We start from the raw sequence: 22117 nt of genomic DNA, 5'->3' as shown, positions 1-22117 counted from the left end.
AAACAAATCGTCTCAGTATGCAAAAAATAAAAATCTTTACAAAGGCAGAGTATGATATTCGCGATTCAAATACATCAAAGCGTTTTTTTCTTGATTACGGTTGATCGCAACAACTTCACCAATCAAAACAAAATGAGTTGCATGTTCATGCCAACAAATCAAACGACAATCAAAAGACGCTAAAGCGTCTGAAAGACTAGGTGCACCAGTCTGCAAAGTACTCCATCGCGCTATACTAAAATGTTCATTTTGTGTATCACGACAAGACCTAGAAAAAATATCTGCTAATGAACGATGTTTTCCTGCTAAACTATTAACACAAAAATTACCATTTTCTATAAATAACTGATTCTTAGGATTATGCCGCATGAGGCAAACAAGAAGTGTTGGGGGGGCATCAGATAAGGAACAACATGCTGAAACTGTTACACCACGCCTTCCTTTAATGCCATTTGTTGTCACAATATGCACGGCTCCTGCAAAATGGCTCATAGCATCTCGATATTCTTGCGAGGAAACAGTAATATTATGTTGAAGTCCAAGCATTAAATGTGTTGTATGGTTTGACATATCTTTCACTTATACAGCTATAAAATTTCAAGTGATCTTTCCATAAAAAAAATCTATTACACATACTCTATAATACAAATGATATTTTAGTATACAAAACTACATGCTAAAAAAGTCAATCTAGGAGATCTTAATGCCTCATTCTCATCTCATTTCGCCTTCACTCTTGGCTTCTGACTTTTCCAAACTTGGCAAAGAAGTATTAGATGTTGTTGATGCCGGTGCAGATTGGTTGCATCTTGATATAATGGATGGGCACTTCGTCCCTAATATCACTTTTGGCCCTGATGTCGTCAAGACACTCCGACCATTAACCAAAGCAATATTTGATGTTCATCTGATGATCACACCTGTAGATCCTTATCTTGAGGCTTTTGCAAAAGCTGGTTCAAATATTATAACGATTCATGCTGAAGCAAGTCCCCACCTTCATCGTTCACTACAAATAATCAAAGCAACAGGAAAAAAAGCAGGAATTGCAATCAATCCAAGCACACCAGAACATGTGCTTGAATATTTGCTTGATCAATTAGATCTTATCCTCATCATGACAGTCAACCCTGGTTTTGGTGGGCAAAATTTCATTCCAGAAATGAAAGATAAAATCAAGCGCGTTAAAAGCATGATCGCTAACAGACCTATTGATCTTGAAGTAGATGGTGGCATCACTGTTGATACAATTGGAATAGCTGCAAAAGCTGGTGCCAATGTATTTGTCGCAGGCTCTGCAATTTATAAAAATGGAAACAAAGAACTTTACAAAACCCGAATTAATGCATTGCGCCAAGCAGCAGCTCTCTCACAATAAGGAAAAATCATGATAGCACGTTATTCTCGCTCTGAAATGGTAACAATTTGGTCAGCAAAGACAAAATATCGTATTTGGTTTGAAATTGAAGCACATGCCTGTGATGCACTTGCTGAACTGGGAATTATTCCAAAAGAAGCAGCAAAGATCATCTGGGAAAAAGGGGAAGCAGCCGAATTTGATGTTAATCGCATTAATGAAATTGAGGCAATCACCAAACATGATGTCATTGCCTTCCTAACCCACTTAGCTGAATTTGTTGGACCAGAAGCACGCTTCATTCACCAAGGTATGACATCATCAGATGTTCTAGATACAACGCTTAATATTCAATTGATGCGTGCCAGTGATATTTTGCTAAAAGACATAGACCAACTTCTTGAAGCATTAAAAAAACGTGCTTTTGAACATAAAGGAACAATCACCATTGGGCGAAGTCATGGCATTCACGCTGAACCGACAACATTTGGAGTTAAGTTCGCTCTTGCATACGCTGAATTTTTCCGTTGTCGCAAACGTCTTCTTGCAGCACGTGAAGAAATTTCTACTTGCGCTATTTCAGGGGCTGTAGGGACTTTTGCAAACATTGACCCACGCATTGAAGAACATGTAGCAAAAGCATTGGGAATGCGCACTGAACCTGTTTCCACCCAAGTCATACCACGTGATCGTCACGCCATGTTCTTTGCAACACTTGGTGTTATTGCTTCATCTATTGAAAGATTAGCTATAGAAATACGCCATCTTCAACGAACAGAAGTTCTTGAAGCAGAAGAGCATTTCTTACCTGGGCAAAAAGGCTCATCCGCTATGCCCCATAAACGTAATCCAGTTTTAACAGAAAATTTAACAGGATTAGCACGTATGGTGCGTGCATTTACAATTCCTGCCATGGAAAATGTAGCACTTTGGCATGAACGTGATATCTCTCATTCATCTGTTGAGCGTTATATTGGCCCTGATGCTACCATTACACTTGATTTTGCTCTTGCCAGACTCACATCTGTCATTGAAAATCTAATTGTCTATCCAGAAAACATGAAAAAAAATCTTAATAAATTCCGTGGGCTTGTTCATTCACAACGGGTGCTTTTAGCACTCACGCAAGCTGGAATGAGTCGTGAAGATGCTTATCGGATCGTACAACGAAATGCGATGAAGGTTTGGGAACAAGGAAAAGATTTTTTAGAAGAACTGCTCAATGACAACGATGTTACAAAAGTTTTAAGTGAGACAGAACTTCGCGAAAAATTCGACCTTTCTTACCATACAAAACATATCAACACAATTTTTAAACGTGTTTTTGGGGAGTGATAAAAATTGCGTATAAGGAACTAACATATTTTCTTCCATCTATGATCTAAAATCTGTTTTGTAATGAGGAAACAATTCATGAAAGCAAACCAACTTGATATTCTCATTGTTCCTGGCTACAAAGGATCTGGCTCTGATCATTGGCAAACACGATGGGAAAAGAAATTATCTACAGCTCACCGTATTAAACAAGTCGACTGGTCAAAACCTGTTTGTGAAGAATGGGTTAATGAGGTTAAATTCGCTATTGCACAAGCTCAAAAGCCCGTTATGATTATTGCCCATTCATTAGGAGTTCCAACTGCTGTTCAAGCAACTATACAAAACGCAGAAAAAGTTTGTGGTGCCTTTTTTGTTGCACCTCCAGATGTAAACAATGAAAAAATACGCCCCAAACATTTAATGACATTTGGCCCTTATTATTGCAAAAAATTATCCTTTCCCTCTGTAGTTATAGCCAGCCGAAACGATGAATTTTGTCAATTCTCAGTAGCAGAGAATCTTGCCAATAATTGGGGTGCACTCTTTGTGGACGCTGGTCAATCAGGCCACATTAATGCAGAATCTGGACATGGACCTTGGCCTGAAGGACTTATGGTTCTCTCTCATTTTCTTGCAAAAATCTGATTCAAAAAAAGATAATCGTCTTTACCCTATCTATACAGTTTCATTTTTCTTTGGCAGAGCTACAATGACAAAAGTTGTAAGAAGTATTATAGCAATCATTGAGAATTTCTGCCAATTAGGGTAGTATCACTTATCAACGCTGTTTAAAACCTTTCAAACCAATAGAGAATCATAATGAATCGTCGCCACCGTATCTATGAAGGCAAGGCCAAAATTTTATATGAAGGACCTGAACCAGGGACCTATATTCAATTTTTTAAAGATGACACAACTGCTTTTAATGCAAAAAAGCACGAAATTATTGACGGAAAAGGGGTTTTAAATAATCGTATTTCTGAACATATTTTCAGCCATCTTAGCCGTTTGGGTATCCCAACACATTTTATCAAGCGTATAAACATGCGCGAACAACTCATTAAAGCCGTTGAAATTATTCCATTGGAGGTTGTTGTTAGAAACATTGCCGCTGGCTCTCTTTCTAAGCGTTTGGGATTAGAAGAAGGAACCGCTCTTTCGCAATCCATCATTGAATTTTATTATAAAAATGATTCTCTTGATGACCCAATGGTAACTGAAGAACATATTACTGCCTTTGGATGGGCTGTTCCACAAGAAATAGAAGACATTATGCAACTTGCGATTCGTATTAATGATTTTCTTTCTGGGCTTTTTGCAGGTGTTAACATTCAATTAGTTGATTTTAAAATGGAATTTGGTCGTTTGTGGGAAGATGAAACGATGCGCATTGTTCTTGCTGATGAAATCTCTCCTGATTCTGCCCGACTATGGGATATGCAAACACAAGAAAAAATGGATAAAGATCGTTTTCGGCGTGATATGGGTGGACTTATTAACGCTTATCAAGAGGTTGCCAAACGTCTCGGAATCATCAATGAAAATGAACCTCCGCGACCAAGTGGTCCCGTTTTGGTAAAATAAACAATAAGGTGACATTATATCGCCTTCCTTGATATTGGGGTGTAGACCTCTTCAAGGAGAAGAATTTTAGCAATAGGAAATAAAAAATGAAAGCACGCGTCACAGTTACCTTAAAAAACAGCGTTCTTGATCCACAAGGAGAAGCGGTTGTTAATGCTTTAGAAAGTTTAGCTTTTAAAGGCATTCACTCTATTCGCCAAGGAAAGGTTTTTGATGTTGTGCTTGATGATCAGCCTGCTGAAACGGCAAAGCAAAAACTTGAAAAAATGTGTGAAGAATTACTCGCAAATACTGTTATTGAAAATTACACTATAGAACTTCTTTAAGTGGAACTCTCCATGAAAACTGCTATCATTCAATTACCTGGACTAAATCGCGACCGAGATATGATCGCAGCATTACATCATATAACAGGAGTTGAACCATTCAAAATTTGGCAAACAGATTCAACAATTCCAGATGTAGATGTCATTGTTATTCCTGGTGGTTTTTCTTATGGGGACTACTTAAGATGTGGTGCTATTGGCGCACGAACACCAGTTTTACAAGCCGTTAGTGAAAAAGCAGAAAAAGGTGTTACAATAATCGGCATATGTAATGGATTTCAAATTTTGTTGGAAGCTGGATTATTACCCGGTGCTTTAATGCGTAATGCTTCGTTAAAATTTGTTTGTCGTGACATAAAACTTGAAGTAACCAACAACAGTACAAGATTTTCTCGGTATTATTCTAAAGGACAAATCATTCGCTGTCCTGTTGCACATCACGATGGAAATTATTTTGTTGACGGTGCAATATTAAAACAAATGGAAGATAATGAGCAAATTGTTTTCCGCTATGCTGAAAATACAAACCCTAATGGTTCACTTAATAATATTGCTGGTATTGTCAATAAAGCTGGTAATATCCTTGGTATGATGCCTCACCCTGAAAATTTCATTGAGCCCGCACATGGTGGCACTGATGGCCGCTTACTTTTCCAAAGTGCTTTAGAATTGGCAAATGGGTAGTAATAAAAGAGAAATTATGTTATTTAACCTTTTTAAAGTCGAAAATCTCTATCATTTCCTACGTAATAAATTTACGAATCAAATGCTTTATAGATCCATTGGATGGTGTTTCTCTAAAAATACACAAAGATTTATTCAAAAGCCGTTTCTGGTCTTTGAAACATCGAATAAATCACCAGAATCTCAGTTAATGATTTGTAAACTGCTACCTTATCAAACAATGCAACCACTTATGATCTAAGCTGCTAGATTTAGGATAATAAAAATGCTAAATTTTAATTAATTTGACGGATAAACTACTCATGAATCCTTGCAATAATAACATCGCCATTACACCAAAATTAATTGCACAACACGGCTTAAAAGATGATGAGTATCAACATATCCTAGCCTTAATTGGGAGAGAGCCAACATTTACTGAGCTAGGAATTTTTTCTGCAATGTGGAACGAACATTGTTCTTATAAATCATCTAAAAAGTGGCTTAAAACTCTCCCAACAAAAGGAAAATGTGTTATTCAAGGACCTGGTGAAAATGCTGGCGTTGTGGATATTGGTGAAGGTCAATGCGTGATTTTCAAAATGGAAAGTCATAACCATCCCTCCTACATTGAGCCTTATCAAGGTGCAGCAACAGGTGTTGGTGGCATTTTACGAGATGTTTTTACAATGGGTGCCCGTCCTGTCGCAGCCATGAATGCATTGCGATTTGGTTCTCCTGATCATCCTCGAACACGCCATCTTGTTTCTGGTGTAGTTTCTGGAATCGGTGGCTATGGAAATTCTTTTGGTGTTCCAACCATTGGGGGAGAAGTAAATTTTGATAAGCGTTACAATGGTAATATCCTTGTCAACGCCTTTGCCGCTGGAATTGCAAAAACAAACTCTCTTTTTTACTCAAAAGCGCAAGGAGTAGGGCTTCCTGTTGTTTATCTTGGAGCTAAAACAGGACGTGATGGTGTCGGTGGAGCAACAATGGCTTCTGCCGAATTTGATGATTCAATCAGTGAAAAACGTCCAACCGTTCAAGTGGGTGATCCTTTTACGGAAAAATGCCTTTTTGAAGCTTGCTTAGAACTTATGGAACTAGGAGCTGTCGTTGCTATCCAAGATATGGGAGCAGCAGGTTTAACATCCTCTGCTGTTGAGATGGGAGCAAAAGGAAATTTGGGTATAGAACTTAATCTCGATAAAGTTCCTGTTCGTGAAGAAAACATGACAGCCTACGAAATGATGCTTTCTGAAAGCCAAGAGCGTATGCTCATGGTTCTAAAACCAGAAATGGAACAACAAGCAGCTGAAATTTTTCACAAATGGGGACTTCATTTTTCTATAATTGGAAAAACAACAAATAATTTACGTTTTTGCGTAAAGCATCAAGGAGAAGAAGTCGTTAATCTTCCCATCAAAGAACTTGGTAATGAAGCACCTGTTTATGATCGCCCTTGGAGTGAGCCTGCTAAAAAAACACCTCTTAAAGCAGAAGACGTTGAGAAAGTTGAAAATCTTGGTGGTGCACTCCTTACGCTACTAAACTCTGCAAATTTAAGTTCACGACGATGGATTTATGAACAATATGATACCCTCATACAAGGCAATACACTTGTTCGTCCAGGAAGCGATGCAGGAGTCATCCGTGTAAGCAATAATGACAAACGTGCCCTTGCCTTTTCTTCTGATGTGACACCTCGATATTGTGAAGCTGATCCCTATGAAGGAGGGAAACAAGCAGTTGCAGAATGCTGGAGGAATATTAGCACTACGGGCGCAACACCACTAGCCGCTACAGATAATCTCAATTTTGGGAACCCTGAAAAACCTGAAATTATGGGACAGTTCGTTTTTGCCATTAAAGGCATAGGTGAAGCTTGTAAAGTTCTTGATTTTCCTATCGTTTCAGGCAATGTCTCTCTTTATAATGAAACAAACGGAGAAGCAATCCCTCCTACTCCCACAATCGCTGGTATTGGTCTTCTTGACGACTGGTCTAAAATGGTGACGATCAGCGGTATGCAACATGGAGATAATATTATTTTGATTGGAGCTTGCGGCTCTCATCTGGGACAATCAATCTACGTGCGAGACATTTTAAATATTGATACCGGCACACCACCTCATGTGGATTTACAACTTGAAAAAAAACATGGTCAATTTGTTAGAGATGTCATTCATCGTGGTTTTGTTCATGCCGCGCATGACATTTCTGACGGAGGATTAGCTGTTGCACTTGCAGAAATGGTCATTAAAGCAGGTAAAGGAATCAAAGCAAAATTAAGTAATCGATCACCAGAGCATGCAGAACTTTTTGGAGAAGACCAAGGACGTTATCTCTTAGCAGTTAAACCTGAAGCGCTTAATAGCTTTAAAGAACTTGCACAAATAAGTGCCGTTTCCTTAACAGAGCTTGGTATAGTTGAGGGTACTTTGCTTGATATAGATGGGGTATTAAAACTTTCTGTATATGAACTCATGCAAGCCTATGAAAACTGGTTTCCAGAATTTATGGGCGAAAAATAAAATTTTTTTTATTTCTCTTTAACCTTATGCTACTCTTATAAACAAATTAACAAACACAGGAGAATAATCATGGCAATGAGTGCCAGTGCAATTGAAGCACTTATTCGTGAAGGCATTCCTGATGCAACTGTAACAATTCATGATCTTACTGGCGATGGAGAACATTACGCCGCAGAAGTTATTTCTGAAAGTTTTCTCGGTAAAAGCCGTGTTCAGCAACATAAAATGGTCTATGATGCTCTTAAAGGCAATATGGGAAATGCACTCCATGCTTTAGCGCTACAAACGAATACTCCTAAATAATTGAAAAATTTCTTCTTGCATTCATTCACTCAATACGATTAGAAAATAATGCAAACGTAAATTCACACTTATAAAAATCTGCAATATCGAGGAATAGAGATGACCACTGTTCATAAGTTTATTGACAACGAAATTAAAACAAATGATATCATTTTATTCATGAAAGGAACACCGGATGCTCCACAATGCGGCTTCTCAGGACAAGTTGTTCAAATTCTTGAGTATTTAGAGTTAAATTATAAAGGAGTTAATATCTTAACTTCTGATGAATTGCGTCAAGGAATCAAAGACTATTCAAATTGGCCAACAGTTCCGCAACTGTATATAAAAGGTGAATTTATTGGGGGCTGTGATATTGTTAAAGAAATGTTTCAAAACAACGAATTGCAAGAACTGCTAATAGAAAAAAACATTCCCTGCAAAAAAACATAAGTATTCCTCGTTTTATCCAATTTTTTATAGAGTCGTGTTCAGTCGAAACTTTTATTTCAAGGATGCATATGTCATATTTAATCGACGAACAAACGCATAGTGATACGATTAGAAAAAAAATTGGCTATAAAGAATTTGTTATTCTCATTGGTGCGCTTATGGCCATCAATTCTATAGCCGTTGACATTATGCTGCCGGCAATGCCTGATATTTTAAATAGCTTACATGCTATCAATGAAAATGATCAGCACTATATCATTTCCAGTTATCTTATTAGCTATGGCATTACACAAATATTTTTTGGCCCAATAAGTGATCGTTATGGGCGACGTAAGATTCTTCTCATCGGTCTTGCTTTTTATTCATTTACGGCGATTGGTTGTGCTTTTATATCCAATTTTTCTTTATTGCTTATTTTACGTATCTTGCAAGGTATGGGAGGTGCCGCTATGCGTGTACTCACAGTTTCCATTGTACGTGATCTCTATAGTGGTCGAAAAATGGCAGAAGTCATGTCTATCGTCATGATGGTTTTTCTTATTGCACCAATGATTGGACCCGCAACGGGACAAGTTATTCTACTGTTTGGGCACTGGCAATTTATTTTTATATTCATGGCAATGATTGGTTTTGGGCTCATGATTTGGATTCAACTGCGCTTACCTGAAACTCTTTATGCACGACGCTCTCTTTCCTTTTCTTCGATCAGACATAATTTATGGATTGTTATAACCAATCGCACAACACTTTGCTACACACTGGCCACTTCTATCATTTTAGGTTGTATTTTCACTGCCGTTAATACATCACAACAAACATATGAAGGGATTTATAACTTAGGTCTCTGGTTCCCCCTTGCATTTGCTCTCGGCGCTGCATTTCAAGCTCTATCATCATTCTTTAATTCTCAACTTGTCGGACGCCTCGGAATGCGTCGCATTGCACACACAATGCTTTTACTCTTTTGTGCTACCTCATTCATCTGGTTTGTAGGATCCATCTTAGCAGATGGCGTTGTCCCTTTTCCTTTTTTCATGCTGTTATTCTGCGTATTAATGTTTGCGTGCGGCGGCATTATGGCAAATTTCAACACACTTGCTCTTGAATCTGTAGGAAAAATTGCAGGAACAGCATCTTCTGTATCTGGCTTTCTTCAAACATCTATTGGAACGGGTCTTAGCTTTTTTATTGCGCAACAATTTAACGAAACAACCATCCCTAATTCGGCAGGTTTTTTCTTTCTTAGCCTCATCGCTATAGTTCTAGTTTTATGGGCCGAACGTGGGCATCTCTTTAGACAACATAATAGTAACCCTCATGAATAAAAGCTGTGAGGAAAACTCAACAACACTCCTACCAAGTAATAAAATCATAAAGCATTCTTTTTTGTGCTTTTATAAACTAATAATTAAATATACTATATTGATTAATTGGCGAATTTTCCTGATTTTGGGAAGCCTTTCGGAACTGAACGCCCTCCCCCAGCGCGCGTTCCCATCCATTCATGGAGATCATTAACTTGGCGATTAAAGCAGCGTGCAGCTGCGTCTTGCCAAATTAAACCTTCTGATAAATTAAAAGTTTTGGCATCGGCAATACCACCCTCTTTATAACGTTGTAAACGAACACCTTTACCACGATTCATTTCTGGTATTTGTTCAATAGCAAAAATAAGCATTTTACGATTTTCACCAACCACTGCGACATGATCACCTTTTACCGGAACACAAAGCTTTACTTTATCAGGGAGCTTCACATTCATAATCTGTTTACCTTTTCGTGTATTAGCAACTACCTCGCCTGCAGGTACAATAAAGCCATTTCCGTGCAATGAAACTAAGAGAAGTTTTTCCTCTGCATTGTGTACAAAAGCTGTAAGAACATCATGTTCATCATCCATATCAACTAAAATACGAATTGGTTCACCATGCCCACGCCCTCTAGGCAAACTATTTGCACCAATAGCAAAAAATTTTCCGCCAGTACTTACCAGCACAATCTTATCTGTAGTAGACGCCGGAAATGCTAACTTTAAGCAATCCCCTTCTTTGAAAGAAAGTGCTTTGTAATCACTTAAATGTCCTTTTAAAGCACGCATCCACCCCTTTTCAGAAATAACAATCGTAATTGGTTCCTTTTCGATCATTGCCTGATGAATGTCACCAATATCATGTCTTGGTGCTTCTTCAAATGTTGTACGCCTTCTCCCTAAGAGAGTATTAGGACCAAAAATTTTCCGAACCTTTATGATTTCTTCTGAAATTATTTTCCATTGCTTTGTATGAGAAGCCAACAGACTCTGCAATCTTTCTTTTTCAGCCTTCAGGGTTTCAAACTCCTTACGAATTTCAAATTCTTCGAGCTTACGGAGAGACCGCAACCGCATATTAAGAACAGCTTCAGCCTGATTCTCGGTTAATTTAAAACGGTCGATTAGTTTCTTTTTAGGTTCATCCTCTTCACGAATAATCTGAATGACCTCATCAAGATTCAAATATGCGATAAGGTATCCATGGAGAATTTCTAATCGGCAATCAATTTGATCAAGCCGATAATGAGAGCGACGAATAAGCACCTCTTGACGATGTTCGAGCCATTGCTGCACACTTTCGCGCAAAGAAAGAACGTTCGGTATTTTTCCCAAAGACAAAACATTAAGATTAAGAGGAAATCTTACTTCAAAATCAGTCAATTTAAAAAGGGATTCCATGAGGAGTTCAGGGGTAATTGTACGATTTTTAGGAACAAGTACGATACGGATATCTTCTGCCGATTCATCACGAATATCTTCAAGCATTGGTAATCGCCGAGCAAGCAGTAATTCTGCTGTTTTTTCAATAAGTCGTGACTTTTGAACTTGATAAGGAATTTCAGTAACAATAATCACATAAGAACCACGACTACCGGACTCTTGATGCCAACGCGAACGCAGCCGAAAAAAACCACGCCCTATCCGATAAGATTCCTCAATACTTTTTTTAGGCTCAACTAAAATGCCACCTGTTGGAAAATCAGGACCAAGCACAAATTGATTTAATTCCTCATCATGTGCATTGGGATGTGCAATTAAATGTAGTGCCGCATCACAGAGCTCAGCAACATTATGGGGTGGAATAGATGTCGCCATACCAACAGCGATACCGGATGAACCATTTGCTAAAAGATTAGGAAAAGCTCCCGGCAAAACAACAGGCTCTTCATCTTCCTCATTATAGGTTAAACGAAAATCAATGGCGTTTTCATTAATTCCTTCCAACAGCAATGCTGCCACTTCAGTCATACGCGCTTCCGTATAACGCATAGCAGCAGCATTATCACCATCAATATTACCAAAATTACCTTGTCCATCAACCAATGGATAACGCACAGCAAAATTCTGCGCCAAACGCACTAATGCATCATAAATAGATGCATCACCGTGTGGATGAAATTTTCCCATGACATCACCAACAATCCGTGCACATTTCGCATAGGACTGCCCTGGGTTAAGTTTGAGCAAACGCATTGCATGGACAATACGCCGATGCACAGGTTTCAAACCATCACGCACATCAGGTAATGCACGGTGTGTAATAGTAGAAAGCGCATAAGCCAAATAACGCTCTTGTAAAGCAGACCGTAATTCTATTGGCTCAATATGTTCTTTATCAAAAGGTAAATTCATTTTATCAGACACAATATCAGAATAACAATTCCCCCAATAATGAGAAATTATTTTATAAGCTTTCTTCAGTAAAATCTCTCATGAGTCGACTATTTTTATCAAAAATCGACTATATAAAAATAACCATTGTAATTAAAACATGAACAAACAATTATATCAATTTGAAAAATTTATATGTATATTTAAAATAGTATATGAAAATACTCAACGAATTCATTCAAAAAAAATTTGCAAGAATGATAAAATACTGTCTTAAAAAAATTAACACAAAAAATAAACAGCCCCTAAAGAAATAAAGAACACATCCATCGTTAAACTTGGCAATGAGCATTTTCAGGATAAACAGAAAATCTAAAAAATGCTATTACTCATTTGAAGTTGATATATCCAGACAAACCAAACGCGTTATATGATTTCCTTAAAAACAATGCGAAAACACTCTGAAAACGAATCCTCATAATATTTTTAATAACAACAATTTATCGCTACTAATATTTTGAGTGCAAATATTTCAAAAAAAATCCCATTGTTACCCTATGTTTTTCTGAAAATCTGACGATAAATGAGTTCTCTAATCTTATAGATCTTTAACAATCAGCCATATTGCATAACAACCACATCCAGTTTTTATATGATGAGCTTTACAAAGCATTTAAAGCTTATAAAATTCAAATTTTTCAGCATATTACAGTGTTTAGCAACACTGCATTATTCTTACTAAACTAAGATAGGTGTTTTACTGCATCATTAAAAAACTAAGAATCATAGGTCTGAGTTTGTTATCAACCGTATATGCTCTAACATCATTGAAGATATTAAAATTTTACAACACACAGTAAAAAAGTGTCACCAACATTCAAACTTCAGCAACTTTATGAACTCTTTTTGTCAGCAGGAGCAATCCGGATTCCTAAATCACGTAATTGTGCAGCAGAAACATCAGATGGAGCACTCATCAAGAGATCAAGTGCTTGCTGATTCATAGGAAATAAAGCAACCTCACGTAAATTTTTGACACCTTGTAAGAGCATAATAATACGATCAATACCTGCCGCCATACCACCATGCGGTGGTGCCCCATAATGGAATGCACGATAAAGACCACCAAAACGATTTTCTACCACTTCCTTAGAAAGACCAGCAAGATTAAAAACTTTAAGCATCATTTCTGGTGAATGATTACGGATTCCGCCCGAAGCAATCTCATAACCATTGCATACAAGATCATATTGAAAAGCTTTAAGAGTAAGAGGATCTTGATATTCAAGCGCATCCTGTCCCCCTTGAGGCAGGGAAAAAGGATTATGAGCAAAATCAAGCTTTTCTTCATCTTCATTCCATTCAAAAAATGGAAAATCAACAATCCATGCTAAAGAGAAACACTCCCGATCAACAAGGTTTAATTCTTCTCCTACCCGCGTACGTGCCGCTCCCGCAAAAGATGCAAATTTCTTTGGATCTCCTGCCACGAAAAAACAGGCATCACCATTTTCAAGTCCAAGCTGTGTACGGAGTGCTTCAGACCTCTGCATACCAATATTTTTAGCAATAGGCCCCGCCCCTTCAAACTTCCCTTCTTCTTCGCGCCAGAAAATATAACCGAGCCCTGGTTGTCCCTCACCTTGTGCCCATGCATTCATACGATCACAAAAAGCACGGCTTCCACCGGTTTTAGCCGGAATAGCCCATATCTGTGCTTTTTCATCATTTGCCAAAATTTGAGCAAAAACTTTAAAACCAGAATCATAAAAATGCCGAGAAACATCTTCCATGATAATCGGATTACGTAAGTCAGGCTTATCTGAGCCATATTTCCGCATTGCTTCATCATAGGAAATACGAGGAAAATTTTGTGTTACAGGCTTTCCATTTGCAAACTCCTCAAAAAGAGAACGTATAATGGGCTCCATTGTTATAAAAACATCTTCCTGTTCAACAAAACTCATTTCAACATCTAATTGATAAAATTCTCCTGGAAGACGATCAGCCCGTGGATCTTCATCTCTAAAACACGGAGCAATTTGAAAATAACGATCAAAACCTGACATCATCAACAACTGTTTGTACTGTTGTGGTGCTTGTGGCAATGCGTAAAATTTTCCTTGATGAATACGACTTGGAACCAAAAAATCACGCGCTCCTTCCGGTGATGACGCTGTCAAAAGCGGCGTGGTAAATTCCGTAAAACCATCATCTTGCATAAAACGTCTGATAGCAGCAATAATTTCAGTACGACGCATTATATTTTTATGCATAGTTTCGCGACGTAAATCAAGAAAACGATACCTCAACCGAATATCTTCTGGATAATCAGGTTCGCCAAAAACAGGTAAAGGAAGCTCATCAGACTTCGAAAGAATCTCCACCTCTTTTGCAAAAATTTCAATCTCGCCGGTTGGGAGAGATGTATTAATAACTTCATCAGAACGTGCGCATACTTCCCCATCTACACGAATAACCCATTCAGAACGCACTTTTTCGATAATTTTAAAAGCTGGCGAAGCAGGATCAGCAACAATTTGTGTAATTCCAAAATGATCACGCAAATCTACAAAAAGGATTCCTCCATGATCACGAACACGATGAACCCATCCCGAAAGACGAACGTCTGTTCCTACATCACATTTACGAAGAGCAGCGCAATGATGACTGCGATAACGGTGCATAGCTTTTGCCTTTAATTATAATATTTCACATGCGCTACAAACGCTTTTTAACAACCATTTGTCAAGATATGAGGATAAAGACTCAAAAAAAAAGTCAATAAAAGACAAATTTAATTTATCTGGTTATAATAAAATAATGATGAATCTTATTACACAAACTACAGATCTTGAAATCGCACTTGCTACTTTACGTACCTCAGATTTTATAACAGTCGATACTGAATTTATCCGCGAAACAACTTTTTGGCCGCAACTGTGTCTAATCCAGCTTGCATCACCAGACACTACAGTTCTGATTGATCCAATATCACAAGATATTGATTTGCAACCATTTTTTGATCTAATGGTAGATAAAAAAGTTGTCAAAGTTTTTCATGCGGCACGCCAAGATATTGAAACGATTTATCATATCGGAGGAATTATTCCCTCCCCTCTTTTCGACACACAAATAGCAGGATCAATCTGTGGATTTGGTGATTCTATCTCCTATGACCAAATTGTACAACGCTGCACGGGGCATCAACTTGATAAATCATCTCGTTTTACAGATTGGAGCTACCGGCCTCTTTCCGAAAAACAACTGCTTTATGCACTTGCCGATGTAACCTATCTGAGAGATATTTACCTCTTATTGAAAAAGCAGTTAGAAAAAAACAAACGCATACACTGGATGGATGATGAAATAGCAATCTTATTATCACCCAAAACTTATGATTTGCCAGAAAATGAAGCATGGAAAAAAGTGAAAGGAAAAGTCAAAAAACCTCGTGAGCTTGCTGTATTACAAAAAATAGCGGCTTGGCGTGAACGTAAAGCACGAAAATATAATATTCCACGTCGCCATATTATGAAAGATGAATGCCTTATCGAAATCGCAACGCAACAACCAAAAGATGAATCTTCATTAAAACGTTTGCGTAGTCTTAGCAAAAACTGGGATAAATTCTCAATCGCACAGACATTAATCAAAGCTATTCACGAAGGCTTAGAAGCCGATCTTGCGATTTTACCTGCCCTACCTAAGCATAAACCACTTAATGATACGACAACTGCTGCTATCGATCTTCTCAAAGTACTCTTAAAACTTGTTGCCAATGAAAATAATATTGCACCAAAAATTATTGCAAGTTCCAATGATTTAGAAAAAATCGCAAATGGATGTATAAAGAAAAATATTCCTGCAATGAATGGTTGGCGCTATGAGATATTTGGGCAGAAAGCCGAACAAATGCTAAAAGGTCAAATAGGCTTTTATTTTAGCAACGGAGAAATAAGCATAAAACAGTTCTAATATACAAAAAAAATAATCATTTGTATACTAAGCTTTTTGCAACAAAAATCTTTTAAAGAAGAAAACTATCCATTTTTGTGAATAAAAAAATTGATTAAAAATCAAAAGATTAAAATTTTTTAATTTCATTATATCTCAATATAAATGGAAATAAACTCTATATGATGATTTAGTATCTAAAATACGCAGCAATATGATATATGGATAGGTTTTTATATCTTAGGAGAAAAAGAATCAGAAAGTTTCAAAAGCAAGGGGTATTTTTATTATTTTTGATAATTTCTTCAACCGTCCGAGAGGACGTTCTCCCATTAAATCAGCGTAACGCCTCGGGATGTACAATACAACATGATCTGTTTTTTTACGCCATGACAAGTGAGGTAGAATGCCTGCAATAGAAGCACTAAAAAGATAAGCAATACGCATAGTTGTACCGAGAATGCGTGCTTTTTCAATTATATTTCTGGTAGCCAGTTGAAAAATGGGAAGAGATTCTTCATCAATGAGTAAGCTTGTATTACGAAAAAACACAGCCAGCGCAGCATAAAGACGCCCTTCATGAGAGATTCCCGGATAAGATCCTAATGCTATCTGATGAGCGGCCTCATTGCCACGATAATCTGGATGTATACGCCAACCAATATCAGCAAGAAGACAAGCAGCTTTACGGTAACGACATTCATTTTCCGTTTCTGAAATTCCAAAAGTTTCAAAAGCATTGGACGTGAAATCAATGAGCTCCTCTGCTTGCTTTGGTGAACGGGCTCGTAGAATAGCCACTTCCATACATGCCGCAATGAGAGGATCTGAAAGACGAATTTTTGGCGATAATCGTGAATAAAGAAAGCCTTCACGGACTCCAGCTCCAGAAAAAAATATTTTTTCAAAACCTATACAGCGAATAAGTTCAATAAGAATGATTGCCCCATAAGGCAAAAGCTGCCGGCGATTTTTTGAAACAGCTGAAATCCCTTCCATATCATCAATACTGCCACTCACAACAAAACGCAAAAAATCCTCCATCTCAACTGCATCAACTTCATAGCCATGCATCACAGGTAGTCGATAGTGTTTTGTTATCATATGAAGTTTTGCCAAATTACGCCAAGTTCCTCCTACTGCATAGAAATAACGTGCCATGCCTTTACGAAGGAAAGAAGATTTACAAAATTGCTCATGTACAATTTTTTCAGCGACAGTAATATTATTATTGGACATATACTGTAATCGTAAACCACCTAATGGAAGAGTTATCCCTTCACCCATATCAGAATCATCAACATCAATAAGCTCAAGACTTCCTCCCCCAAGATCACCAGAAATACCTTTGGGTCGGTAAAAGGTAGAAACAACTCCGTACGCTGAATAAACAGCCTCTTCATTTCCCGAAAGAAGGTATATTTTATCTTGCAAAATATTTTCAGCATTTTGAATAAATGTTAACCCATTTTTTGCGTCCCGCGCTGCTGCTGTTGCTAGAGTATAGATCTCATCTGCTCCAATTTGTCGACAAAGTGCACGAAACCGTTTCAGTGTTCGCAATGCCATTTTCATTGATTTTTCTTCTAAAAATCCAGTTTTTGCAACTCCTTGACCAAGACCGCAGAGAACTTTTTCATTAAATAGAACTGTTGGTGAACGGACAAGTCCTTCGTAAACAACAAGCCTAACAGAATTTGAGCCAATATCGATAACGGCGATAGGCTTGCATCCTTTTAGCCGACCTTGAGCATTTATATATGTCATTGAATTTCAGTCTTTATGCGCTTCGGCTTGTTGCCGATGCAACGCAATCAAACGCGAAGCAGAAGACTCGAAAGATCTCTCCCCACCCGAAAGACCTGCATTTTCCATAAAATACTCCTGCGCGTTAAACAGTCTCTCACCTCTTTGCGGCGTTATGCGTTTTGATGTGCCATTGCTCAGTATATCAAAGCTTTGCTGATTATCAATGATGTTAGCCAACATAATTTGTAAAAGAATCTGCTGACGAACCGTTTTATTAAAAACTGGAACCAATATTTCAATACGATAATCTAGATTGCGTGGCATCATATCAGCAGACCCTAAATAAACAAGTGCATTTTCATTAGGTAAATCCTCACCGTTACCAAAGCAAAAAATGCGACTATGTTCAAGAAAGCGGCCTACTATTGATTTTGCACGAATATTATCTGAAATTCCTACAATACTAGGACGTAAACAACAGATACCACGTACAACTAAATCAATCTGCACTCCTACTTGGCTAGCACGGTATAAAGCGTCAATAATTTCAGGATCAACCAATGCATTGACTTTCATCCAAATAGCAGCAAACCGCCCTTGTTGCGCATTGGTAATTTCTCCTTCAATATGTTTGAGAATACGACTGCGCAATGTTAAAGGTGAAAAAGCAACTTTCATTGCCTTATTTGGACGCGCATACTGCGCGATATATTTAAACAATAATGCAACATCATGAGCAATATCATCATCATTGGTAAAAAAAGAAAGATCGGTATAAACTTTAGCATTAATTGGATGGTAATTTCCAGTTCCAAGATGAACGTAAGAGCAACGACGTTTTCCTTCACGCCTCACGATAAGTGACATCTTAGCATGTGTCTTTAATGCAATAAAACCAAAAACAACTTGAACGCCTGCACGTTCAAGATCACGCGCCCAACGAATATTTGCTTCTTCATCAAAACGCGCTTTAAGTTCCACTAAAGCGGTCACTGACTTCCCCTGTTCAGCAGCTTCAATCAAAGCGCTGACAATTGGGCTATCATTCGATGTGCGATAAAGAGTTTGTTTAATTTCAACAACATCAGGATCCCTAGCAGCTTGACGTAAAAACTGGATCACAACATCAAATGACTCATAAGGATGATGAAGCACGATATCATTTTCACGAATAGCAGCAAAACAATCACCATTATGCTTCCGAATACATTCAGGAAAACGGGGATTATAAGAAACAAATTTTAAATCATTACGCGGGATAGAGATAATCTCTGATATCATATTAAGCGCCAAAAATCCATCGAACACACTGATACAATTATCAGGAACAGCAAGTCCATCCGCTATAAATCGGCGTAAATTCTTTGGCATCTTTGCATTAAATTCAATTCGAATAACCTGACCGCGACGACGCCTTTTAAGCGCTGCTTCAAAAAAATCAACAAGATCTTCAGCCTCTTCTTCTACTTCAATATCACTATCGCGAATAACTCTAAATGTACCAATTCCATCAACTTCATAAGTAGGGAATACATGACGTATAAAAAGACTAACAGCATCTTCAGACGCTATAAAACGAAAATGATTGCCCTCTTCTTGAGGAAGGAAAATAAAACGTCTTAAAACAATTGGGATAGGCAACAACACTATGAATGAGTGTTGATCTGTACAGTGAGACAACTGAAGCGCAAGTGAAAGCCCTAAATTAGGAATGAATGGAAAAGAATGAGCAGAATCAACAGGTAGAGGTGTTAAAACAGGAAAAATCGTATCAAGAAAATATTTTTCGAGCCATAATCTTTCAATTTTTGAAAGCCCACTAGAACAAACAATTTCAATATCATTCTGTTTTAACTCGTAACGTAAAAGACTCAATTCTTGTAGTTGATTAACCTGCAAATGTGAAATCTCAGCTAACACAAAATCAAGTTGCTCCTGCGGTGTGCGCCCATCTGCACTACACGATGTAACTCCAGCACGAATTTGAGCAGCAAGGCCAGCAACACGAACCATAAAAAACTCATCAAGATTTTTTGCTGAAATCGAAAGAAACTTTAGCCGCTCCAATAAAGGATGCTTCGGATTAGCAGCTTCCATCAATACACGATTATTAAATTGTAGCCATGAAAATTCTCTATTAATAAACCGCGCCGGATCTTTCATCGTTATATCCGACATTAAACTCTGATCTGCCACCATTTGTTTCATATATTCTAGCTAATCTTTTTTATTTCCGAAATCCTTATGAACAAATATTTCACAAAACACTTTATGATATGTTATCGTATAATAGTCTATAATGTTCAATTTTTCTTATGTTATTTACATTTAATATTTCAAAACACTTGGAGCTCTTTCCATACACGAAATGCTAAGAACGCACGAAAAAACGGTATAACATAAAAGATAATTAGTTTTTTTTAGGAAAGCACCTTGCATTATTATAAGCTTTATTACAAACTGATATATATAGAATAGAGGATCAAAATCATACCTGATTAAGGTGTTTTATCGGGAGTTTATACACCATGGCTGATCACAACATTCCCTATTTCCAAAATGATCTTGGATGTAGAACAATCGAAATTGGTGTAAAAGAATTTATGTGTGTGGGTGCTACACAGCCATTTGATCATCCCCATATTTTTATCGACATGGGATCAGCTGACGAAAAAATTTGCCCTTATTGTTCAACACTTTATCGCTATGTTTCTTCACTATCCTACAACCAAACGAACCCAACAGGATGTCTCTATCATCCGAGCGATTCGTTATAGTGTGTTCTCGACTTTTTCAATATGAAGTACTTATGGATCAATCGCCAATCATTGTTGGAGCAGGTATTGCTGGTTTAGTTACTGCTTTGGCACTCGCCCATAAAGGAATTGCAAGTACCATTTTCGAAAAGCATAAACAGCTTGATGCTGTAGGTGCTGGTATTCAGCTCACCCCAAATGCAACCTGTATACTTGCTCATTGGGGAATTCTTGGCAAACTTACTGAAGTAGGTACAACACCGCACTTTCTTGAATTAAGAGATGGAGTATCTTTAAAAACGCGACTGCGTGCTGATCTTCTCAATTTATCAAAAAAAAACTGGAAAGCGCCTTATATTACAATCCATCGCGCCGACTTACAAAAAGTTTTATACAACGCTGTTGTTAAAAATCCTTTTATTAAATATAAAACAGGCGAAGCTGTTGTAGCGTCTACCCAAACAACCACAAACAGCATTCATATAAAAACAATAAAAACAGATGTGCCAACTGAGACACAACAACCCCAATTTTATTCAACGCCGCTTCTTATCGGATGTGATGGAGTGTGGTCCACATTACGGAAATTAGCTCCTTTTTATGAAACGGCAGATTTTAGCGGCTTTATTGCTTGGCGCGCAATAAAAAAATTCGAACATCTCCCTAAAGGCTTTCGTTCTTTATTGCAAAATGTGAAAACAATTACTGCTTGGATGGGACCCAAAAACCATCTTGTTGTATATCCCATTCAATCATCCGAAAAAATTTTTAATTTTGTCGCCATTACTCATAGCGAAAATTCAAAAGAAGGGTGGGCGCATAAAGGAAATAAAGAAAACTTGAAATCTTTTTTCAAAGATTGGAACCTGCAAATTTTGCAAATCTTTGACCATATTGACGAATGGAGCTATTGGCCAGTCTTTCAAATGAAACAAAATCGTTTTTTAGGACTAGAAAGACAAGTATTTGTTGGTGATTGTGCACATGCTGCCCTCCCTTTCGCTGCACAAGGTGCTGCTATGGCAATAGAAGATGCCGCCACATTGGCAGAAACACTCTCTATGAAAGATCTTTCACTCATTGAAGCTCTTTCATTCTACGAAAAAACACGAAATCCCCGCGTTGCTGCGGTAAAAAAACGTGGAGATTTCAATAGAATAGTTTATCATGCAACTGGTCCTATAGCAATCGCACGTAATTTCGTAATGAAAATTCGTACATCAGAAGCTATTATGTCAAGTCTCGATTGGCTTTATAGTTATAATGCCATGAACTTAGCAAAAATGAAGCGAAGCGCTGTGCAGTAAAAAATTATAAAATTCATAATCCCCAAGTTACCTTGGATATTCATAAATGAAATAGGTGCATTTTTTAATTTTATTACATTAGAAATGTATCATATCTGAAAAAAATCTTTCAGAATGTAAGGCTCGCTTCAAATCCCCAATTTAAACCGCTAATAAAGATAATACTTCCACTCAAAACAAGAAGTC

The 22117-nt window shown here is 37.6% G+C and carries 18 protein-coding genes; 13 read left to right on the top strand and 5 right to left on the bottom strand.

Annotated features, from left to right (window positions below; genetic code table 11):
• Window positions 1-36: 36 nt before the first annotated feature.
• A complete protein-coding gene (locus tag GQO39_RS03895; RefSeq protein ID WP_156851028.1) occupies window positions 37-570 on the bottom strand; it encodes a flavin reductase in 534 nt (177 codons plus the stop codon).
• A 133-nt stretch (window positions 571-703) separates the two neighbouring features.
• On the opposite strand from GQO39_RS03895, the gene rpe reads away from it, so the two are divergent.
• From rpe to GQO39_RS03845, 10 genes are all read left to right on the top strand, one after another.
• A complete protein-coding gene (rpe, locus tag GQO39_RS03890; protein ID WP_007553846.1) occupies window positions 704-1378 on the top strand; it encodes a ribulose-phosphate 3-epimerase in 675 nt (224 codons plus the stop codon).
• A gap of 9 nt (window positions 1379-1387) precedes the next feature.
• A complete protein-coding gene (purB, locus tag GQO39_RS03885) occupies window positions 1388-2692 on the top strand; it encodes an adenylosuccinate lyase (protein ID WP_156851027.1) in 1305 nt (434 codons plus the stop codon).
• A gap of 78 nt (window positions 2693-2770) precedes the next feature.
• Window positions 2771-3319 (top strand): alpha/beta hydrolase, encoded by a 549-nt coding sequence (locus tag GQO39_RS03880; RefSeq protein WP_156851026.1) that lies wholly within the window; start codon window positions 2771-2773, stop codon window positions 3317-3319.
• Window positions 3320-3493: 174 nt separating this feature from the next.
• Complete coding sequence (purC, locus tag GQO39_RS03875; protein ID WP_007553840.1) at window positions 3494-4258, top strand: phosphoribosylaminoimidazolesuccinocarboxamide synthase; 765 nt, start codon at window positions 3494-3496, stop codon at window positions 4256-4258.
• An 86-nt stretch (window positions 4259-4344) separates the two neighbouring features.
• Window positions 4345-4584: a phosphoribosylformylglycinamidine synthase subunit PurS gene (gene purS, locus GQO39_RS03870; RefSeq protein WP_156851025.1), complete on the top strand. Its 240-nt coding sequence runs from the start codon at window positions 4345-4347 to the stop codon at window positions 4582-4584.
• A 12-nt stretch (window positions 4585-4596) separates the two neighbouring features.
• Window positions 4597-5268, top strand: coding sequence for a phosphoribosylformylglycinamidine synthase subunit PurQ (gene purQ / locus GQO39_RS03865; protein WP_007553836.1), 672 nt, complete (start codon window positions 4597-4599; stop codon window positions 5266-5268).
• Window positions 5269-5570: 302 nt separating this feature from the next.
• Entirely contained in the window at window positions 5571-7784 is a 2214-nt protein-coding gene (purL, locus tag GQO39_RS03860; protein ID WP_156851024.1) for a phosphoribosylformylglycinamidine synthase subunit PurL, read from the top strand.
• A gap of 69 nt (window positions 7785-7853) precedes the next feature.
• On the top strand, window positions 7854-8087 hold the full coding sequence (locus tag GQO39_RS03855; RefSeq protein WP_007553831.1) for a BolA/IbaG family iron-sulfur metabolism protein: 234 nt from the start codon (window positions 7854-7856) through the stop codon (window positions 8085-8087).
• Between the two features lie 99 nt (window positions 8088-8186).
• Window positions 8187-8519 (top strand): Grx4 family monothiol glutaredoxin, encoded by a 333-nt coding sequence (gene grxD, locus GQO39_RS03850; protein ID WP_156851023.1) that lies wholly within the window; start codon window positions 8187-8189, stop codon window positions 8517-8519.
• Between the two features lie 68 nt (window positions 8520-8587).
• Window positions 8588-9844 (top strand): multidrug effflux MFS transporter, encoded by a 1257-nt coding sequence (locus GQO39_RS03845; RefSeq protein WP_156851022.1) that lies wholly within the window; start codon window positions 8588-8590, stop codon window positions 9842-9844.
• A 101-nt stretch (window positions 9845-9945) separates the two neighbouring features.
• Here the strand turns inward: GQO39_RS03845 and parC are convergent, their stop codons facing one another.
• Both parC and aspS read right to left on the bottom strand, forming a co-directional pair.
• A complete protein-coding gene (gene parC, locus GQO39_RS03840) occupies window positions 9946-12195 on the bottom strand; it encodes a DNA topoisomerase IV subunit A (RefSeq protein ID WP_156851021.1) in 2250 nt (749 codons plus the stop codon).
• Window positions 12196-13055: 860 nt separating this feature from the next.
• Entirely contained in the window at window positions 13056-14849 is a 1794-nt protein-coding gene (aspS, locus tag GQO39_RS03835; RefSeq protein WP_156851020.1) for an aspartate--tRNA ligase, read from the bottom strand.
• Window positions 14850-14985: 136 nt separating this feature from the next.
• On the opposite strand from aspS, the gene rnd reads away from it, so the two are divergent.
• The gene (rnd, locus tag GQO39_RS03830; protein ID WP_156851019.1) at window positions 14986-16140 is read left to right on the top strand and encodes a ribonuclease D; all 1155 of its coding nucleotides are present in this window, start codon (window positions 14986-14988) and stop codon (window positions 16138-16140) included.
• A gap of 234 nt (window positions 16141-16374) precedes the next feature.
• On the opposite strand, the gene ppx is transcribed toward rnd, so the two are convergent.
• Together ppx and GQO39_RS03820 are read right to left on the bottom strand one after the other, a co-directional pair.
• Entirely contained in the window at window positions 16375-17886 is a 1512-nt protein-coding gene (gene ppx / locus GQO39_RS03825) for an exopolyphosphatase (protein ID WP_156851018.1), read from the bottom strand.
• Window positions 17887-17892: 6 nt separating this feature from the next.
• Window positions 17893-20076 (bottom strand): RNA degradosome polyphosphate kinase, encoded by a 2184-nt coding sequence (locus GQO39_RS03820; protein ID WP_156851017.1) that lies wholly within the window; start codon window positions 20074-20076, stop codon window positions 17893-17895.
• A gap of 320 nt (window positions 20077-20396) precedes the next feature.
• On the opposite strand from GQO39_RS03820, the gene GQO39_RS03815 reads away from it, so the two are divergent.
• Both GQO39_RS03815 and GQO39_RS03810 read left to right on the top strand, forming a co-directional pair.
• Window positions 20397-20645, top strand: a complete 249-nt coding sequence (locus tag GQO39_RS03815; protein WP_007553821.1) for a zinc-finger domain-containing protein — start codon at window positions 20397-20399, stop codon at window positions 20643-20645.
• A gap of 32 nt (window positions 20646-20677) precedes the next feature.
• Window positions 20678-21931: an FAD-binding protein gene (locus GQO39_RS03810; protein ID WP_156851016.1), complete on the top strand. Its 1254-nt coding sequence runs from the start codon at window positions 20678-20680 to the stop codon at window positions 21929-21931.
• The last annotated feature ends 186 nt before the right edge of the window (window positions 21932-22117 follow it).

Origin of the sequence: Bartonella refiksaydamii, assembly GCF_902652675.1 — a bacterium.
In the GTDB taxonomy this organism is placed as follows: domain Bacteria; phylum Pseudomonadota; class Alphaproteobacteria; order Rhizobiales; family Rhizobiaceae; genus Bartonella; species Bartonella refiksaydamii.
Note: the sequence above shows the minus strand (reverse complement) of the source record. Positions and strands in the feature narration are given on the sequence as shown.

Coding starts and splice junctions, on each gene's coding strand:
- purQ (WP_007553836.1), top strand. CDS start 4,597: ATGAAAACTGCTATCATTCAATTACCTGGACTAAATCGCGACCGAGAT.
- GQO39_RS03855 (WP_007553831.1), top strand. CDS start 7,854: ATGGCAATGAGTGCCAGTGCAATTGAAGCACTTATTCGTGAAGGCATT.
- GQO39_RS03880 (WP_156851026.1), top strand. CDS start 2,771: ATGAAAGCAAACCAACTTGATATTCTCATTGTTCCTGGCTACAAAGGA.
- GQO39_RS03820 (WP_156851017.1), bottom strand. CDS start 20,076: ATGAAACAAATGGTGGCAGATCAGAGTTTAATGTCGGATATAACGATG.
- rpe (WP_007553846.1), top strand. CDS start 704: ATGCCTCATTCTCATCTCATTTCGCCTTCACTCTTGGCTTCTGACTTT.
- purB (WP_156851027.1), top strand. CDS start 1,388: ATGATAGCACGTTATTCTCGCTCTGAAATGGTAACAATTTGGTCAGCA.
- purC (WP_007553840.1), top strand. CDS start 3,494: ATGAATCGTCGCCACCGTATCTATGAAGGCAAGGCCAAAATTTTATAT.
- ppx (WP_156851018.1), bottom strand. CDS start 17,886: ATGACATATATAAATGCTCAAGGTCGGCTAAAAGGATGCAAGCCTATC.
- GQO39_RS03815 (WP_007553821.1), top strand. CDS start 20,397: ATGGCTGATCACAACATTCCCTATTTCCAAAATGATCTTGGATGTAGA.
- grxD (WP_156851023.1), top strand. CDS start 8,187: ATGACCACTGTTCATAAGTTTATTGACAACGAAATTAAAACAAATGAT.
- GQO39_RS03810 (WP_156851016.1), top strand. CDS start 20,678: ATGGATCAATCGCCAATCATTGTTGGAGCAGGTATTGCTGGTTTAGTT.
- aspS (WP_156851020.1), bottom strand. CDS start 14,849: ATGCACCGTTATCGCAGTCATCATTGCGCTGCTCTTCGTAAATGTGAT.
- purL (WP_156851024.1), top strand. CDS start 5,571: ATGAATCCTTGCAATAATAACATCGCCATTACACCAAAATTAATTGCA.
- purS (WP_156851025.1), top strand. CDS start 4,345: ATGAAAGCACGCGTCACAGTTACCTTAAAAAACAGCGTTCTTGATCCA.
- GQO39_RS03895 (WP_156851028.1), bottom strand. CDS start 570: ATGTCAAACCATACAACACATTTAATGCTTGGACTTCAACATAATATT.
- rnd (WP_156851019.1), top strand. CDS start 14,986: ATGATGAATCTTATTACACAAACTACAGATCTTGAAATCGCACTTGCT.
- GQO39_RS03845 (WP_156851022.1), top strand. CDS start 8,588: ATGTCATATTTAATCGACGAACAAACGCATAGTGATACGATTAGAAAA.